Origin of the sequence: Klebsiella sp. JB_Kp031 (assembly GCF_040064295.1) — a bacterium.
GTDB lineage: Bacteria > Pseudomonadota > Gammaproteobacteria > Enterobacterales > Enterobacteriaceae > Klebsiella > Klebsiella quasipneumoniae.
In genome coordinates this window covers 42,168-59,672 of record NZ_JBEAJW010000035.1, presented here as the reverse complement: position 1 = coordinate 59,672, position 17,505 = coordinate 42,168, and the positions used below count along the sequence as shown (strand labels likewise).

Genomic DNA, 17,505 nt, shown 5'->3' with positions numbered 1-17,505 from the left:
GTTGCTGATAGCCGATTCCCGAGTATATAAGCGATTAGGGGCAGCGTAAATGACTGATACCTGACGACTTTATTAGCAAAAACCCTAAAACCCAAGCAAATACAAACGGATAGATAAGTACTTACTTATTTATCTTTACGCTTATCGACAGCGCTGACCTTTCTTCACCCAACACGCGATGGCAATTCGGGTTGGCGAATCCAGACCAATCGCGGATAATCTCACTATTGAATATCAGCGAGTTGCCCTCCATATCGGCAGAGCGAATCCCTAAGAGACCATGAAACCGTCTATGCCTGAACAATATCGATACTCATTGCCGGTGAAAGCCGGTGACCAGCGCCAGCTTGGCGAGTTGACCGGCGCAGCCTGCGCCACCCTGGTGGCGGAGATGGCCGAACGCCACAAGGGCCCGGTGGTGCTGGTGGCGCCTGACATGCAAAACGCGCTGCGTCTGAACGACGAGATCAGGCAGTTCACCGACAGCATGGTGATGGGGCTGGCGGACTGGGAGACGCTCCCTTATGACAGCTTCTCACCGCATCAGGACATCATCTCCTCCCGTCTTGCCACCCTTTACCAGTTACCCACCATGCAGCGCGGCGTGCTGATCGTCCCGGTCAGCACGCTGATGCAGCGCGTCTGTCCGCACAGCTTCCTTCACGGCCACGCGCTGGTGATGAAAAAGGGTCAGCGCCTGTCGCGCGATGCGCTGCGCGATCAGCTTGAGGGGGCCGGCTACCGCCATGTCGATCAGGTGATGGAGCATGGCGAATATGCTACCCGCGGCGCGCTGCTCGATCTGTTCCCGATGGGCAGCGACCAGCCCTACCGCCTCGATTTCTTTGACGATGAAATCGACAGCCTGCGCCTGTTCGACGTCGACAGCCAGCGCACGCTGGAGGAAGTGGCGGCCATTAACCTGCTCCCGGCGCACGAATTCCCCACCGATCAGACCGCCATCGAGCTGTTCCGCAGCCAGTGGCGCGACCGCTTTGAAGTGAAACGCGATGCCGAGCATATCTATCAGCAGGTCAGTAAAGGGACGCTGCCTGCCGGTATCGAATACTGGCAGCCGCTGTTCTTCAGCGAGCCGCTGCCGCCGTTATTCAGCTATTTCCCGTCCAGCACGCTGATCGTCAACACCGGCGATCTCGAGGCCAGCGCGGAGCGTTTCCAGAATGAAGCCCGCGCCCGTTTTGAAAACCGCGGCGTCGATCCGATGCGCCCGCTCCTGCCGCCGGAACTGCTGTGGCTGCGCAGCGATGAGCTGTTTAGCGAACTGAAAAAGTGGCCGCGCGTACAGCTGAAAACCGAGCGCCTGGCGGACAAAGCGGCAAATACCAATCTGGGCTACCAGACGCTGCCGGACATCGCCGTCCAGGCACAAAACAAAGCGCCGCTGGATAATCTGCGCCGCTTCCTCGAAGCGTTTACCGGCCCGGTTATCTTCTCGGTGGAAAGCGAGGGTCGCCGTGAAGCGCTGAGCGAAATGCTGGCGCGGATTAAAGTTGCGCCAAAACACGTGCTGCGTCTGGAGGAAGCCACCGGCAACGGCCGCTATCTGATGATTGGCGCCGCCGAGCACGGGTTTATCGACAACCAGCGCGGCCTGGCGCTGATTTGCGAGAGCGACCTGCTCGGCGAGCGCGTCGCGCGCCGTCGTCAGGATTCCCGTCGCACCATTAACCCTGACACACTCATTCGCAACCTTGCCGAACTGCATATCGGCCAGCCGGTCGTTCACCTGGAACACGGCGTGGGACGCTATGCGGGGATGACCACCCTGGAGGCGGGCGGCATCACCGGCGAATACCTGATGCTGACCTACGCTAACGATGCCAAATTATACGTTCCGGTCTCCTCCCTGCATCTTATTAGCCGCTACGCCGGCGGAGCGGAAGAGAACGCGCCCCTGCACAAGCTGGGCGGCGATGCCTGGACCCGGGCGCGGCAAAAAGCGGCCGAGAAGGTACGCGACGTCGCGGCCGAATTGCTGGATATCTACGCCCAGCGCGCAGCGAAAGCCGGGTTTGCCTTTAAACACGACCGCGAACAGTATCAGCTGTTCTGCGACGGTTTCCCATTTGAAACCACGCCGGATCAGGCGCAGGCGATCAACGCCGTCCTCAGCGATATGTGCCAGCCGCTGGCCATGGACCGCCTGGTGTGTGGCGATGTGGGCTTCGGCAAGACCGAAGTGGCCATGCGCGCCGCCTTCCTCGCTGTGGAGAACCACAAACAGGTGGCGGTACTGGTGCCGACCACCCTGCTGGCTCAGCAGCACTATGACAACTTCCGCGATCGTTTCGCCAACTGGCCGGTACGCATCGAAATGCTCTCCCGTTTCCGCAGCGCTAAGGAGCAGGCGCAGATCCTCGAGCAGGCCGCGGAAGGCAAAATCGATATCTTGATCGGCACCCACAAGCTGCTGCAGAGCGAGGTGAAGCTCCGCGATCTGGGGCTGCTGATCGTCGACGAAGAGCACCGGTTTGGCGTGCGGCATAAAGAGCGTATCAAAGCGATGCGCGCCGATGTCGATATCCTGACCCTCACCGCCACGCCGATCCCGCGAACGCTGAACATGGCGATGAGCGGGATGCGGGATCTGTCGATCATCGCCACGCCGCCGGCGCGCCGCCTGGCGGTAAAGACCTTCGTTCGCGAATACGATGCGCTGGTGGTGCGCGAGGCGATCCTGCGTGAAACGCTGCGCGGCGGCCAGGTTTACTACCTGTTTAATGACGTCGAGAACATCCAGAAAGCCGCCGACAAACTGGCGGAGCTGGTGCCTGAAGCGCGGATCGCCATCGGCCACGGTCAGATGCGGGAGCGTGAGCTGGAGCGGGTGATGAATGACTTCCATCACCAGCGCTTCAATGTGCTGGTGTGCACCACCATCATCGAAACCGGGATCGACATTCCCACCGCCAACACCATCATCATCGAACGCGCCGACCATTTTGGCCTCGCCCAGCTGCACCAGCTGCGCGGCCGCGTTGGCCGCTCCCATCACCAGGCCTATGCCTGGCTGCTGACGCCACATCCAAAGGCGATGACCACCGATGCGCAAAAGCGCCTTGAAGCCATTGCCTCGCTGGAAGATCTCGGTGCCGGCTTTGCGCTAGCTACCCACGATCTGGAGATCCGCGGCGCCGGGGAACTGCTGGGCGAAGATCAGAGCGGTCAGATGGAGACCATCGGCTTCTCCCTGTATATGGAGCTGCTGGAGAATGCGGTGGATGCGCTGAAAGCCGGGCGCGAGCCGTCGCTGGAGGATCTCACCAGCCAGCAGACGGAAGTCGAACTGCGCATGCCTTCCCTGCTGCCTGATGATTTCATCCCCGACGTCAATACCCGCCTGTCGTTCTATAAGCGCATTGCCAGCGCCAAAAACGAACAGGATCTGGAGGAGATCAAAGTCGAGCTGATCGATCGTTTTGGCCGCCTGCCCGACGCCGCCCGCAACCTGCTGGATATCGCCCGTCTGCGTCAGCAGGCGCAGAAGCTGGGGATCCGTAAACTGGAAAGTAACGAAAAAGGCGGCGTGATCGAATTTAACGAGAAAAACAACGTCAATCCGGTGTGGTTAATTGGCCTGCTGCAGAAGCAGCCGCAGCACTTCCGCCTGGACGGGCCGACGCGCCTGAAGTTCATGCAGGATCTCGAGGAGCGTAAGACGCGGATGGACTGGGTTCGCCAGTTCATGCGCCAGCTGGAAGAGAACGCCGTCGCCTGATCGCGGGGGGATATGGCCGTTACGCCGTATCCCCCTTTCCACATATCTGGCAATCTTTACAAACATTTTGCAATCCGCCTGGATTTCCCCACACAGACTCACGCCATAATCTCATCTCCTTTTTCATATAAAAATAACCACTTATATATTTTGGAGTTATGGTAATGAGAATCCGTTTCCCCTTGATGCTGGCGCTGGTCGCGCTGGTTGCTGCGCTGGCGCTGCCCGCGCGCGCTAACACCTGGCCCCTTCCCCCGCCGGGCAGCCGACTGGTGGGGCAGAATCAGTTCCATGTGGTGCAGGATAACGGCGGTTCGCTGGAGGCGATTGCCAAAAAGTACAATGTCGGCTTCCTGGCCCTGCTGCAGGCCAATCCCGGGGTGGACCCCTACGTTCCGCGCGCCGGCAGCGTGCTGACCATCCCCCTGCAGACGCTGCTGCCCGATGCGCCGCGCGAAGGGCTGGTGATTAACCTTGCCGAACTGCGCCTCTACTATTACCCGCCGGGCAAGAATGAAGTGACCGTCTACCCGATCGGCATCGGCCAGCTGGGCGGAACCACCATCACGCCGACAATGGTTACGACCGTGTCCGACAAGCGGGCCAATCCGACCTGGACGCCAACCGCCAACATTCGCGCGCGCTACAAAGCGATGGGGATTGAGCTGCCGGCGGTGGTGCCTGCCGGTCCTGACAACCCGATGGGACATCACGCCATCCGCCTCGCCGCCTATGGCGGAGTCTATCTCCTGCACGGCACCAATGCCGATTTCGGCATTGGTATGCGCGTCAGCTCCGGCTGTATTCGTCTGCGCGACAACGATATCAAGGCGCTGTACAACGCCATCTCGCCGGGCACGAAGGTGAATATTATCAACACGCCGATCAAGGCGTCGGTAGAGCCGGACGGTCGCCGTCTGGTTGAGGTCCATCAGCCGCTGTCTGAGCATATCGATGATGACCCGCAGACCCTGCCTATTACGCTTAACGCGGCCATGAAGGCGTTCAAACAGGCGCCGCAGACCGACGGAACAGTGATGGAGCGCGCGATGAATTACCGCTCGGGCATGCCCATTGACGTCACCCGTCATGCGGACCCCGGCCCGCAGTCGCTGTAACCTCACGCTGCAGAAAACAAAAAACCCGCCTGAAGGCGGGTTTTTTGTTGGCAAGGGTCAAACAGGGGTACAACAGGGTATTACTCATCGCTGACCGGTGAAGGGGGCCGGGCAGCGACGCATCGGGTTTACTTGTAGATAACCGCGGTACCGTGAAGGGTATTCGGACCGGTTACCGAAGTAATACGGTATGAGGTGGCGCCCATCTCATCCGCTTTCTGCGCCAGCTGGTCTTCCAGCGAACCCAGGTTAGTCCCTGCGGAAGCTGAGATAGTACCCACTTTATGCTGGCCGGCTGGGGTGGACTGCACCTCAACAGCGGCAAAGCTGGCGAAAGAGAGGGAGCTAAGAACGGCGGCAATAGCCAGAGTATTAACGGTTTTCATGATTATTATACCTATGCAGATGAATTTTATAGTAGGGTCGTAAGCATTAACTTAACGATCGATAGGTAAATATTAATGTGATCTAAGTCACACGTCAACGCATTTTTATAACGATCGTTTAACTATTTATAAAATGCTTAATTTTCATACGCATATGAATTATTTATTTTTGAACCAACAGCGCTGGCCCCGGCGATCGTTTATTTTTATAATGACGATTCACCAAACCAACATAGGTACAACGGCATCATGACAACTGACGTTCAGAGTTGCGCCAAAAAAAGCCGTGGCCGACCGAAGGTGTTCGACAGGGATGCGGCGCTGGACAAAGCCATGACACTCTTCTGGCAGCACGGCTATGAGGCGACCTCGCTCGCCGATCTGGTCGAGGCGACAGGAGCAAAAGCCCCCACCCTGTATGCGGAATTTGTGAATAAAGAAGGACTGTTCCGCGCAGTATTGGACCGTTACATTTCGCGCTTTGCCGCGAAGCACGAAGCCGTGCTGTTTGCTGAGGGAAAATCCGTCGATCGGGCGTTGCGCGACTACTTCACCGCGGTCGCCACCTGTTTTACCAGCAAAGAGACACCGGCCGGCTGCTTTATCATTAATACCTCCGCCGCGCTGGCCGCCTCCTCGACGGATATCGCCAATACCATCAAATCCCGCCATGCGATGCAGGAGCAGGCGCTAACCCAGTTTCTGCAGCAGCGGCAAGCGCAGGGCGAACTGCCCGCGGGCCGCGACGTGGGGCAGCTGGCGCAGTTTCTCAACTGTGTCCTGCAGGGGATGTCCATCAGCGCACGGGAAGGCGCCGATTTTGACAAACTGATGCAAATCACTGACACCACCCTCCGTCTCTGGCCGCTGGTCCTCGAGTCCTGATGCGCCCCGCTTCCGGCGGTGTTCAACCGCCGGAACCGCCCGCCGTTTCGCTTTATCCCCACAAAATAGATTGATTTTTATTACCTTTTCTCGCGCAAGATAAACGCAAATGATATTGATTGCGATATTCATTATGTGCAAAATCCTTTTTTGAGTTTTTCCAGATGTTTCGCATTGTAACGAATACCGGCCCGACGCCGGCCCATAACAACGACAAAACAACTTGCTCATAAAAGGAATGGATATGAAAAAGCGCCTCTGGGTGCTCCACCCTCTGCTGCTGGCCAGCGCGCTGCCTGCGCTGGCGGCTCAGTCTGAAGAAGACAGCATTATCGTTAGCGCGAACCGCACCCATCGCACCGTTGCCGAAATGGCCCAAACCACCTGGGTCATTGAGGGCCAGGAGATTGAGCAGCAGGTCCAGGGCGGAAAAGAGTTCAAAGACGTGCTGGCGCAGCTGATCCCGGGCATCGACGTCAGCAGCCAGGGGCGCACCAACTATGGGATGAACATGCGCGGGCGCGCCATCGTCGTGCTGATTGACGGCGTCCGGCTCAACTCTTCCCGCACCGACAGCCGCCAGCTCGACGCCATCGACCCGTTCAACATCGAGCATGTCGAAGTGATCTCCGGGGCAACCTCGCTGTACGGCGGCGGCAGTACCGGCGGACTTATCAACATCGTCACCAAAAAAGGGCAGCAGGATCGCCAGGTCGATCTTGAGGTGGGCAGCAAGAGCGGGTTTGCAAACAGCAACGATCATGATGAGCGTGTCGCGGCGGCGGTCAGCGGCGGGACAGACCACGCGTCCGGGCGTTTATCGGTAGCCTATCAGCGTTTCGGCGGTTGGTACGACGGCAATAACGATGCGCTGATCCTCGATAACACCCAAACGGGGCTCCAGCACTCTGATCGTCTGGACGTCATGGGGACGGGGACGATCGAGATCGACGACAACCGCCAGCTGCAGCTGGTCACCCAGTACTATAAAAGCCAGGGCGATGATGACTATGGCCTGTGGCTCGGGAAAAATATGTCCGCGGTCACCAGCGGCGGCAAAGCGTACACCACCGATGGGCTCAATTCCGATCGTATCCCCGGCACCGAGCGCCATCTGATCAGCCTCCAGTACTCCGATGCCGATTTCTTCGGCCAGAATCTGGTGAGCCAGGTGTACTATCGCGATGAGTCCCTCACCTTCTATCCATTCCCGACGCTCAGCAAAGGTCAGGTCAGCAGCTTCTCCTCGTCGCAGCAGGATACCGATCAGTACGGGGCAAAGCTGACCCTCAACAGCCAGCCGCTGGCGGGATGGGATCTCACCTGGGGTCTCGACGCCGATCATGAGACCTTCAATGCCAACCAGATGTTCTTCGATCTGCAACAATCGCTGGCGTCCGGCGGGCTGCACAACGAATCGATCTACACCACCGGCCGCTATCCGGGATACAGTATCTCCAACGTCGCGCCGTTCCTGCAGTCGAGCTATGATCTGAACGATATCTTTACCCTCAGCGGCGGGGTTCGCTACCAGTGGACCGAAAACCGGGTTGACGACTTTGTCGGCTACGCCCAGCAACAGGATATCGCCAACGGCAAAGCGCGCTCCGCCGACGCCATCAAAGGCGGAAAAACCGATTATGACAACTTCCTGTTTAACGCCGGGATCGTGGCCCATCTGACCGAGCGTCAGCAGACCTGGTTTAACTTCTCGCAGGGCGTTGAGCTGCCGGATCCGGGTAAATACTATGGCATCGGGAAATACGGCGCGGCGGTCAATGGTCATCTGCCGCTGCTCTCCAGCGTCAACGTCGATGACTCGCCGCTGCAGGGGATCAAAGTTAACTCGTATGAGCTGGGCTGGCGCTATACCGGCGATAACCTGCGCACCCAGCTGGCGGCGTATTACTCGACTTCGGATAAGACCATCGTCGTCAACCGTACCGATATGACCATCGATGTTCAGTCCGACAAACGGCGTATTTACGGCGTTGAGGGTGCGGTCGATTACTTTATTCCGGACAGCGACTGGAGCGTCGGCGGCAACTTCAACGTGCTGAAATCACAGGTGCAGACCGATGGCCGCTGGCAGAAGTGGGACGTCACCCTCGCCTCGCCGTCCAAAGCCACCGCCTGGGTGGGCTGGGCGCCGGATCCGTGGAGCCTGCGCGTGCAGAGCCAGCAGGTGTTTGACCTCAGCGACGCCGCCGGCAACAAGCTGGAAGGCTATAACACCGTCGATTTTATCGGCAGTTACGCGCTGCCGGTGGGAAAACTGACCTTCAGTATCGAAAACCTGCTTAACGAAGACTATATCACCATCTGGGGCCAGCGCGCGCCGCTGCTCTACAGCCCAACCTACGGCAGCTCGTCGCTGTATGAATACAAGGGCCGCGGCCGCACCTTCGGTCTGAATTACGCGTTAACCTTCTGATAAAAAAAGCCCCTCAGCCTGAGCGATTGAGGGGCTAATCAATACACAAATCTGTTTTTAGATTTTGTTGTTCAGGACCAGCTGGCCGTTGTTGTCCAGCGGGATCTGGCTGCCAGGATCGTGATCCATCCGGATTTTCCCCTGCTGATCGCCTATCTTATAGGTCACATCGTAACCCAGCATTTTGTCGGATTTGTCATACACCGTTTTGCAGCGCTGTTGCGTGGTGGTGTAGGTGTCGTTGTCCTGCATCGCGCCCTGGATCTGGTTACCGGCATAGCCGCCGCCCAGCGCGCCCACCACCGTCGCCACGCTGCGTCCGTGACCGCCGCCGAACTGGTGGCCAATCACCCCGCCCGCCACCGCGCCCAGCACGGAACCGGCGATGCGGTTTTCATCCTGTACCGGACGACGATGGGTCACGGTGACATTGCGGCATTCCTGGCGCGGGGTTTTCACGGTTTCTTTAATCGGTGTACTGGAGACCACTTGCGCATACTGCGGGCCGCGATCTAACACGTTGAGACCAGCGACAGCTGCAACGCCCAGCGCGGCAGCCACGCCTATCCCTATACCCGCCAACATAGATTTATTCACGGGAGATCCTCCTTTGTTGCTGTTGATACAATTTTGCAACCGGACCCGGGAAGGCGCAAATCAGATAGCGGATGAAAAGTGCGAGAATTCGCTGCAAATCAAAGGGATTCAGAGGATTCCGAGCGGGATTGCCGCCGGTTCAGCAGAAGAGCCCGGAGGCGCCGCCAGGGCGCGCTCCGGGTCGCAACAGCGATTAATGCAGCTTGAGGCGCGGGCGAATGATGCGGTTGATGCGCCCAACCAGCATCATCAGGCCGGTTTTGAAATAGCCGTGCAGGGCGATCTGGTGCATACGGTACAGGGAGATGTACACAAAGCGCGCAATGCGCCCTTCCACCATCATCGAGCCGCGCATCAGGTTGCCCATCAGGCTGCCGACGGTGGAGTAGTTGGATAGCGATACCAGCGAGCCATGGTCTTTATAGGTGTACGCCTTCAGCGGTTTGCCTTTCATCTGCGCGAGGATGTTATTCAGCGCGCAGGTGGCCATCTGGTGCGCCGCCTGGGCACGCGGTGGTACAAAGCCGCCTTCCGGACGGGCGCAGGAGGCGCAGTCGCCAATGGCGAAAATATCCGCGTCGCGGGTGGTCTGCAACGTCGGCTCAACCACCAGCTGATTGATACGGTTGGTTTCCAGGCCGCCGATCTCTTTCATGAAATCTGGCGCTTTGATCCCGGCCGCCCAGACCATCAGATCCGCTTCAATATATTCGCCATCTTTGGTGTGCAGGCCGCCCGCATCGGCGCTGGTGACCATGGTCTGCGTCAGCACCCGTACACCCAGCTTGGTCAGCTCATTATGCGCCGCCCCGGAAATGCGCGGCGGCAGCGCCGGCAGAATGCGTTCGCCCGCTTCGACCAGCGTGACGTTCAGCGCTTCGTTGGTCAGCCCTTTGTAGCCGTAGCTGTGCAGCTGTTTCACGGCATTATGCAACTCAGCGGAGAGTTCCACGCCGGTGGCGCCGCCGCCGACGATGGCAATGTTTACTTTACCGTTAGCGCCGAGGTTCGCGGAGTATTTAAGGAACAGGTTGAGCATTTCCTGATGGAAACGACGCGCCTGGTGCGGGTTGTCGAGGAAAATACAATTCTCTTTAACGCCAGGGGTGTTGAAGTCATTCGAGGTGCTGCCCAGCGCCATCACCAGCGTGTCGTACGGCAGTTTACGCTCAGCCACCAGCAGCTCGCCTTTTTCATTGCGCAGCTCGCCGAGGGTGATGGTCTTCCCTTCGCGATTGATATCGACCACCGACCCCAGCTGGAACTGGAAGCCGTGGTTGCGGGCATGGGCCAGATAGCTCAGCGCATCGACACCTTCATCCAGAGAACCGGTGGCCACTTCGTGCAGCAGCGGCTTCCACAGATGGCTGTGGTTACGGTCCACCAGGGTGATTTTCGCTTTCTTATGGCGCCCTAACTTTTTCCCCAGCTGAGTTGCCAGTTCCAGTCCGCCTGCGCCGCCACCCACAATTACGATTTTTTTCAATGGCGTAGTCATGTGTACCCCTAAAATTATTAACCAATTGTTAAATAAAAGTTATTAAAATAGCCTTTATTTAACAACAAGTTACGTCAATGAAACCATTCAGCACTGTCGAGAATACCATGAACGGTGCATTGGTCATACCAAAATTGATGTGCATCAAGTTTTGTCGCGTATTTTTTCAGCGAAACCAATAAGTGTAGACATGAAAAAACCCGCGCGGTGAACCCGGCGCGGGTTTGGAGGCAGGGGAAAAGGCTTAACCGAGGGTTTTAAACGCTTTCAGCCGCTGCAGGTGCGGCGAAATGTTTTTAAACTTATGGGTCTGCTCTTCATCCCAGATAATTTCATAATAGTGGTGCAGAAGGTCGGCGGAACGCTGGCTGTCCAACGCTTCGTCCTGTCGGGAAAGCACCACCAGGCAGCGATCGCGGTTCTTTTCGCGGAAGTTGGTCACGCATTTGGTGGCGATGTCAGCATACTCTTCCGGTCGGTCGATTTTGCCTTCCATATTCTCATGCGGAAACAGGTTCGGATTGAACACCGCCTGACGGATATCGCACAGGAAACCAATCCGCTCCGCCCAGTAACCGCCGAGTCCAACGCCGCAGATCAGCGGCCGGTCATCGGCGGTAAGCTGCAGCATTTTATCAACCTCTTTCAGCAGATGCTGCATGTCGTGCTTGGGATGGCGCGTGCTGTAGCTTATCAACCGCACGTCAGGGTCAATAAACTGCAACTGCATCACCTTCTCGTGGTTACCGGGGCTGTTCGAGTCAAAACCGTGTAAATAGATAATCATCGCATCCTCACCAGACAACAACGCCCCGCAGAGCGTTACGCGGACTTCGCCTCTTGCCAGCGCGCATGAAGCTGCTCCAGCTGGGCACTCACCGTTTTCCAACGGGCTGAATCCCTTAACTCCTGACGGGAAAAGGAACCTTTATGATACAATTTCGTAACACGCTCTGCTTTGATCGGCGACAGGTTATCCAGCACACTGACCGCGCCCTTACGATTATTGCAGACGAGTATCATATCGCAACCGGCCTCGAGCGATGCCTGGCCGCGTTCGGCATAGCTGCCCATGATCGCCGCCCCTTCCATCGACAGATCGTCGGAGAAAATCACCCCATCGAAGCCCAGCTCGCCGCGCAGCACCGTTTTCAGCCAATAGGCCGAACCGCTCGCCGGACGCGGGTCGAGCTCCGGGTAAATCACATGCGCCGGCATAATGGCATCCAGACGCTGCTCGGCGATAAGGCTTTTGAATACCGCCATATCGTGGTCGCGGATAACCGATGCCGGACGCGGATCGAAGGGGGTTTCTTTGTGCGAATCGGCAGTCACCGCCCCGTGTCCCGGGAAGTGTTTGCCGGTGGTTTTCATGCCCGCGGCGTGCATGCCGTCAATGACGTGACGCGCCATCGTCAACGCTTTCTGCGGATCTTCATGATAAGAACGTTCGCCGATTGCGGCGCTGATGTGACCGACGTCCAGCACCGGCGCAAAGCTGATATCGATGTCCATGGCGATCATTTCGCTGGCCATCAGCCAGCCGGCCTCGGCGGCCAGTTTGCCCCCCTCTTCCATCCCCAGCAGCGCAGCGAAAGACTGGGCCGCCGGTAAACGGGTAAAGCCTTCGCGGAAACGCTGAACGCGTCCCCCTTCCTGATCGACCGCCACCACCAGATGGTTACGGGAGGCTTCGCGGATCTGGCGCACCAGCTCCCGCAGCTGCGCCGGATCGTGATAATTTCGGGTGAAGAGGATCAACCCTCCCACCAATGGATGCGCCAGAATCTCTCGCTCTTCCGCATCCAGTTCATACCCTTCAACATCCAACATCACTGGGCCCACACTGACCTCTCTTATCCTTTGCGTTCGTTGTCTAACTGACACCATGTTTCATCTGCCAGCATGATAAATTGCCGATCCCCGCTCTGCCGCCAGCGCATTTCATACCAGCCCGCCATGAGCAGCAGTACCCACGGACGCCAGCGCGCCACCTGCCGCCATAGCTGCTGCGCGTCGATAGCCGCCCGTCGGGCATATGCCGCCACCAGCTGGCGGCGCTCGTCCGGGGCGATCCACACGGCGGCCAGCTCCAGCGCGATATCGCCATCGCCGGCATATTCCCAGTCAATCAGCTTCAGACCGGCGTCGCTGTGGATAATATTGCCGGCATGGACATCCATATGCAGCGGCGCCAGCCGCAGAGGACGAGGCTCTCCCCGGCGGCACAGCCGCTGATGCCAACGTAGCCAGCGCGGCGTGCGCCGGGCCGGATCGCTCCTCTGCCAGTACTGCGCCAGCAGCGGCCCGAGACTAACACGCCAGCCGAACCGCGGTTGCTGATGCAAATCATACAATAAGCCAGACAGTTGCGGGCAGTCAGGTAACTCGCTTTTCACCTCACCCGCGCAATACTCCACCACCATCCAGCAGGGCGAGTAAAACAGAGGATTGGGCGCCAGCCTGGCAGGCAGCCGGCGCAGCGCACGATACTGACGGCGAAAATAACAGGCAGCGGCAGACGGGTCATGCGGCTGACGCAGCACTCGTCGCTGGTCGCCATCGCTGATAATCACACTGCCGCCGCTGAGGCCGGTCTGGCTCAGCGAGGCGACAGGATGATAGTGGGGAAAGAAGCGCGACAAGAGCTCGTCGCGCGTTAGCTTATTGTTGCTGAACCGCACCTTTACCTGACCAGATAATCTCGCCGGTTTGCACCAGCATCAACTGCATCTTCAGCTCGGGCGCGTTGACGTTGCCAGTGGCATTGGAATAAAGCACATACTGCGCGCCCACGTTGCGGGCGATGCCCATGGCTTTGCTGCGGCTGCCGAGGCTGTCCTGCGGCGACAGGCCCAGCTGCTGCTTGGCGACCGCCAGCTGCTGCGGTGAAACAAGGGTAAATTTGCCGTTGCCCGCCAGCGCGTTACGTAACGCGGTGGTGGCTTCTCCGGCATTCAGCGAACCGTTGGTGCGGTTGTTCACGCTGTCAACCAGCAGAATACTGCCGGCATTGACCCCGCCCGCCTGCAGCATCTGTCCCACCATCGGCTGCACCGCGCCGTTCCAGTCATAATGACGCACGCGCGGCGCCGGCTGACCCGACTGCTGATCCTGATGCTCAATCGGTCCTGGCTGCGAAGGGACGGAAGGCACCGCCGGTACCGTCGGCACCGTGGGCTGTGGCTGCGCAGGCTGCTGCGGCTGCGGTTTGGCCTCTTCTACCGGCGCGGGCTGCTCACGCAGCCCCGCACAGCCTGCGAGGAATATCGCCAGTGCTGTGATTAACGCATAGCGACACATTTTCATCATTATAATTACCCCTTACAGATAAAGATAAAGGCGGGCCTTATGCGCCCCCAGGATATTGGCGCTGCCATACAACGTCACCGAGGAGCGAGCCGGGACCACGATGGTGCGCGGCGCCTCCAGGGGGTGCATCTCCAGCCCTCGGGCGTCATACCAGAAAAAACGATAATGCACGGTGACCGGCTGTTGGCGCTCGTTATACAGCGTAGAGGAGGCGGTAGCCTGTATCTCCGTCGCCACGACGACAGGCTCGCTGGCGCTGATCCCGGCGGCCAGCACGCTCGACTCCATCACCAGCGCCTGCTGGTCAGAAACCGGGATCTCCGGGTGTGAACTACATCCGGCCAGCAGCCCCGCCGCCAGACACGCGCCCAAAAGGGTCCTTAGCATGGCGTTAGCCTTTGTGCGCCAGCATCGGACCCAGCGGACGACCGCCCAGCAGATGCATATGGATATGGTAAACTTCCTGGCCGCCGTGGCGGTTGCAGTTGACGATCAACCGGTAGCCATCGTCGGCGAGGCCTTCATCGCGGGCAATCTTCGCCGCGACGGTCATCATCCGGCCCAGGGCCAGCTCATGTTCGGTGGTGACGTCATTTACGGTAGGAATCAGAACGTTCGGGACAATCAGAATGTGGGTGGGCGCCTGCGGGGAGATGTCGCGAAAAGCGGTCACAAGCTCATCCTGATAAACCATATCCGACGGGATCTCCCGGCGAATGATTTTGCTGAAAATCGTTTCTTCTGCCATGACTGATTCCTTATTAGTTTTATCCCGTACGCTGGCCTGCTTCTGCAGATAAACGCGGACGCACAGGTTCAGGTAAGAGTATGAGCGACATCCTCCCTCTCTTTCAACCTGAAAGCTCTTTTTCTTATTCAACTATAGACTTAGCTGCTGAGGGAATAAGCATTTGGCGGACAGTTAGCAGGGTTATCGCCTCTGGAAGGCCGATCTTGTCACGTAAAAAAGGCAGCCAGTTGGCTGCCTTAGTCTCCCCGATACTACGTCTTAACTGTTACGGATGTACTCATCCATTTCAGTTTTCAGGTTATCGGACTTGGTACCGAAGATGGCCTGTACGCCAGAACCTGCCACTACCACGCCAGCGGCGCCCAGTTTTTTCAGGCCAGCCTGGTCAACTTTCGCTACATCCGCCACGCTAACACGCAGACGAGTAATACATGCGTCGAGGTTGGTGATGTTCTCTTTACCGCCGAAAGCGGCGATCAGAGCCGGAGCCATCTCGCTGGTTGCACCAGCTTTGCTCTCTTCGGTGGTATCTTCACGACCCGGTGTTTTCAGATCCAGGGCTTTAATCAGCACGCGGAAAATGACGTAGTACACGATCGCATAGCAGATACCGACGATCGGGAACAGCCACAGCTTGCTGCTGTTACCGGACAGCACGATAAAGTCGATCAGGCCGTGAGAGAATGAAGTACCGTCACGCATACCCAGCAGGATACAGATCGGGAACGCCAGACCCGCCAGGATGGCATGGATAACGTACAGGATCGGCGCCACGAACATGAACGAGAACTCGATCGGCTCGGTGATACCGGTCAGGAACGAGGTCAGCGCGGCGGAGATCATGATACCGCCCACTTTGGCGCGGTTTTCCGGTTTAGCAGAGTGCCAAATCGCGATAGCCGCTGCCGGCAGACCGTACATTTTGAACAGGAAGCCGCCAGACAGTTTGCCCGCGGTCGGGTCGCCTGCCATGTAGCGCGGGATATCGCCGTGGAATACCTGACCAGCCGCGTTGGTGTATTCGCCGATCTGCATCTGGAAAGGAACGTTCCAGATGTGGTGCAGACCAAACGGCACCAGGCAACGCTCGATGAAACCGTAGATACCAAACGCCACCACCGGGTTCTGATAAGCAGCCCACTGGGAGAAGGTCTGGATCGCGGAACCGATCGGCGGCCAAATGAAGGAGAGGATCACGCCGGTGAAGATAGCGGCCAGACCAGAGATAATCGGTACAAAGCGCTTGCCCGCAAAGAAGCCGAGATATTCTGGCAGCTTAATGCGATAGAAGCGGTTAAACATGTACGCGGCGATAGCACCGGAGATAATACCGCCAAGCACGCCGGTATCAGCCAGGTGTTTTGCCGCAATCTCGTCAGCAGGTAAATGCAGCACCAGCGGCGCAACCACCGCCATGGTTTTCACCATGATGCCGTAAGCTACCACTGCAGCCAGTGCGGATACACCGTCGTTATTGGTGAAGCCGAGGGCCACACCGATAGCGAAGATCAGCGGCATGTTGGCGAAAACTGAACCGCCTGCTTCTGCCATAACGTGGGAGACCACGGCTGGCAGCCAGCTGAAGTTTGCGGAACCGACGCCCAGCAGGATACCTGCGATAGGCAGTACGGATACCGGCAGCATCAGCGATTTACCGACCTTCTGCAGGTTAGCAAATGCATTCTTAAACATAATTGAGAGTGCTCCTGAGTATTTGGTACTTTTTTACGTTTTCACGCATTGGCCCGGGGGGAGAACCGCGCCGTGGACAGGACATCTAAGCGCCCTTTATTTATTACACAGAGTAAAATAATTAACGGGATGATTGTTTGACGGCTATCACGTTTCAATCAGCCTTCCGGTAAAAATTTACATCAGCTTACATAAGTTGTATCCAGATGTTGCCAAAAAACCTTCACCGCCACTTTTGTGGCGGTGAACTTTACTCGCTTTGGCTATTAATTACGAGCCTTAAAATAATAAGCAGATCAAGCAGGTTGCAAGCGGGCGGGGTCAATGTGGAACAGCGTGGCAAAATTGTCGGTGGTCTGCTGAGCCAGTTGCTCCAGCGACACACCCTTCAGTACCGCCATGTATTCAGCAACGTCACGCACCAGCGCCGGCTGGTTCTCTTTGCCGCGATGGGGTACCGGCGCCAGGTATGGCGAATCGGTCTCCACCAGCAGACGATCCAGCGGAACATAGCGCGCCGCATCGCGCAGCTGCTCGGCGTTACGGAAAGTGACGATACCGGAAAACGAGATATAGAACCCCATGTCGAGCAGCTTACCCGCCGTCTCCCTGTCCTCAGTGAAACAGTGTAGTACGCCTCCGCAATCCGTCACCTTTTCTTCGCGTAAAATGGCCAGGGTATCGGCGCGAGCGTCACGGGTATGCACGATCACGGGCTTGTTCAGCTCCCGGCCGATGCGGATATGGTCACGGAACGAAGTTTGCTGCTGGACTTTGGTTTCCGGGGTATAAAAATAGTCCAGTCCGGTCTCTCCCATCGCGACGACGCCCTCTTCCGCCGCCAGCGTGCGCAGCGTCTCCACCTCGTAGGGCTCATCCTGGTTTAACGGGTGCACGCCGCAGGAGAAGACGACGTTGTCACGCCTTCCTACCAGCTCGCGCATACTGCGGTAGCCAGGCAGCGTCGTGGCGACCGCCAGGCAAAATTTCACATCGCGTGCGGCCGCTTTTGCCAGTACGTCATCGACGTTTTTGTGCAGGGTTTGATAATCCAGACCATCAAGATGGCAGTGGGAGTCGACTAAAAACATAA

General features: G+C 57.8%; 18 protein-coding genes. 5 read left to right on the top strand and 13 right to left on the bottom strand.

What is annotated here, in order from left to right; genetic code table 11:
• Positions 1 to 121: 121 nt before the first annotated feature.
• Positions 122 to 253 (bottom strand): hypothetical protein, encoded by a 132-nt coding sequence (locus tag ABLV64_RS16580; RefSeq protein WP_004140630.1) that lies wholly within the window; start codon positions 251 to 253, stop codon positions 122 to 124.
• Positions 254 to 292: 39 nt separating this feature from the next.
• Between ABLV64_RS16580 and mfd the strand changes: the two genes are divergently transcribed.
• Positions 293 to 3,739, top strand: a complete 3,447-nt coding sequence (mfd, locus tag ABLV64_RS16575) for a transcription-repair coupling factor (protein WP_004204581.1) — start codon at positions 293 to 295, stop codon at positions 3,737 to 3,739.
• Positions 3,740 to 3,903: 164 nt separating this feature from the next.
• Positions 3,904 to 4,857, top strand: coding sequence for a L,D-transpeptidase family protein (locus tag ABLV64_RS16570; RefSeq protein ID WP_017898955.1), 954 nt, complete (start codon positions 3,904 to 3,906; stop codon positions 4,855 to 4,857).
• A 128-nt stretch (positions 4,858 to 4,985) separates the two neighbouring features.
• Here ABLV64_RS16570 and bhsA read toward each other — a convergent pair whose 3' ends face one another.
• Positions 4,986 to 5,243, bottom strand: a complete 258-nt coding sequence (bhsA, locus tag ABLV64_RS16565; protein WP_002900788.1) for a multiple stress resistance protein BhsA — start codon at positions 5,241 to 5,243, stop codon at positions 4,986 to 4,988.
• Positions 5,244 to 5,376: 133 nt separating this feature from the next.
• Here bhsA and ABLV64_RS16560 point away from each other — a divergent pair, with 133 nt between their 5' ends.
• Positions 5,377 to 5,496 carry a hypothetical protein gene (locus ABLV64_RS16560; protein WP_048294479.1) on the top strand — a complete coding sequence of 40 codons (120 nt, stop codon included), beginning with the start codon at positions 5,377 to 5,379 and terminating at the stop codon, positions 5,494 to 5,496.
• Entirely contained in the window at positions 5,493 to 6,128 is a 636-nt protein-coding gene (locus ABLV64_RS16555; RefSeq protein WP_004204579.1) for a TetR/AcrR family transcriptional regulator, read from the top strand. The genes ABLV64_RS16560 and ABLV64_RS16555 overlap by 4 nt, the downstream gene beginning before the upstream one ends.
• A gap of 52 nt (positions 6,129 to 6,180) precedes the next feature.
• Here ABLV64_RS16555 and ABLV64_RS16550 read toward each other — a convergent pair whose 3' ends face one another.
• Positions 6,181 to 6,303: a hypothetical protein gene (locus ABLV64_RS16550; RefSeq protein ID WP_004140642.1), complete on the bottom strand. Its 123-nt coding sequence runs from the start codon at positions 6,301 to 6,303 to the stop codon at positions 6,181 to 6,183.
• Between the two features lie 69 nt (positions 6,304 to 6,372).
• On the opposite strand from ABLV64_RS16550, the gene ABLV64_RS16545 reads away from it, so the two are divergent.
• Positions 6,373 to 8,562, top strand: coding sequence for a TonB-dependent siderophore receptor (locus ABLV64_RS16545; RefSeq protein ID WP_043519501.1), 2,190 nt, complete (start codon positions 6,373 to 6,375; stop codon positions 8,560 to 8,562).
• Positions 8,563 to 8,619: 57 nt separating this feature from the next.
• Here ABLV64_RS16545 and ABLV64_RS16540 read toward each other — a convergent pair whose 3' ends face one another.
• The 10 genes from ABLV64_RS16540 to ABLV64_RS16495 all read right to left on the bottom strand — a co-directional run bounded on the left by ABLV64_RS16540 (position 8,620) and on the right by ABLV64_RS16495 (position 17,503).
• The gene (locus ABLV64_RS16540) at positions 8,620 to 9,159 is read right to left on the bottom strand and encodes a glycine zipper 2TM domain-containing protein (protein WP_002900781.1); all 540 of its coding nucleotides are present in this window, start codon (positions 9,157 to 9,159) and stop codon (positions 8,620 to 8,622) included.
• Positions 9,160 to 9,352: 193 nt separating this feature from the next.
• Positions 9,353 to 10,657 carry an NAD(P)/FAD-dependent oxidoreductase gene (locus ABLV64_RS16535; RefSeq protein WP_008805997.1) on the bottom strand — a complete coding sequence of 435 codons (1,305 nt, stop codon included), beginning with the start codon at positions 10,655 to 10,657 and terminating at the stop codon, positions 9,353 to 9,355.
• Between the two features lie 244 nt (positions 10,658 to 10,901).
• Positions 10,902 to 11,444, bottom strand: a complete 543-nt coding sequence (ycfP, locus tag ABLV64_RS16530) for an alpha/beta hydrolase YcfP (protein WP_002900775.1) — start codon at positions 11,442 to 11,444, stop codon at positions 10,902 to 10,904.
• Positions 11,445 to 11,479: 35 nt separating this feature from the next.
• Complete coding sequence (gene nagZ / locus ABLV64_RS16525) at positions 11,480 to 12,490, bottom strand: beta-N-acetylhexosaminidase (protein ID WP_074437481.1); 1,011 nt, start codon at positions 12,488 to 12,490, stop codon at positions 11,480 to 11,482.
• A 23-nt stretch (positions 12,491 to 12,513) separates the two neighbouring features.
• Positions 12,514 to 13,341, bottom strand: coding sequence for a thiamine kinase (thiK, locus tag ABLV64_RS16520; RefSeq protein WP_004204574.1), 828 nt, complete (start codon positions 13,339 to 13,341; stop codon positions 12,514 to 12,516).
• Positions 13,322 to 13,960, bottom strand: a complete 639-nt coding sequence (lpoB, locus tag ABLV64_RS16515; protein ID WP_072096711.1) for a penicillin-binding protein activator LpoB — start codon at positions 13,958 to 13,960, stop codon at positions 13,322 to 13,324. Before lpoB ends, thiK begins: the two co-directional genes overlap by 20 nt.
• 21 nt (positions 13,961 to 13,981) lie before the next feature.
• Entirely contained in the window at positions 13,982 to 14,356 is a 375-nt protein-coding gene (locus ABLV64_RS16510) for a YcfL family protein (RefSeq protein WP_004204572.1), read from the bottom strand.
• A gap of 4 nt (positions 14,357 to 14,360) precedes the next feature.
• Positions 14,361 to 14,717, bottom strand: a complete 357-nt coding sequence (hinT, locus tag ABLV64_RS16505; protein ID WP_032452442.1) for a purine nucleoside phosphoramidase — start codon at positions 14,715 to 14,717, stop codon at positions 14,361 to 14,363.
• A gap of 261 nt (positions 14,718 to 14,978) precedes the next feature.
• Positions 14,979 to 16,412 carry a PTS glucose transporter subunit IIBC gene (gene ptsG / locus ABLV64_RS16500; RefSeq protein ID WP_004204570.1) on the bottom strand — a complete coding sequence of 478 codons (1,434 nt, stop codon included), beginning with the start codon at positions 16,410 to 16,412 and terminating at the stop codon, positions 14,979 to 14,981.
• 296 nt (positions 16,413 to 16,708) lie between these two features.
• Complete coding sequence (locus ABLV64_RS16495; protein WP_004204569.1) at positions 16,709 to 17,503, bottom strand: metal-dependent hydrolase; 795 nt, start codon at positions 17,501 to 17,503, stop codon at positions 16,709 to 16,711.
• Positions 17,504 to 17,505: the final 2 nt, after the last annotated feature.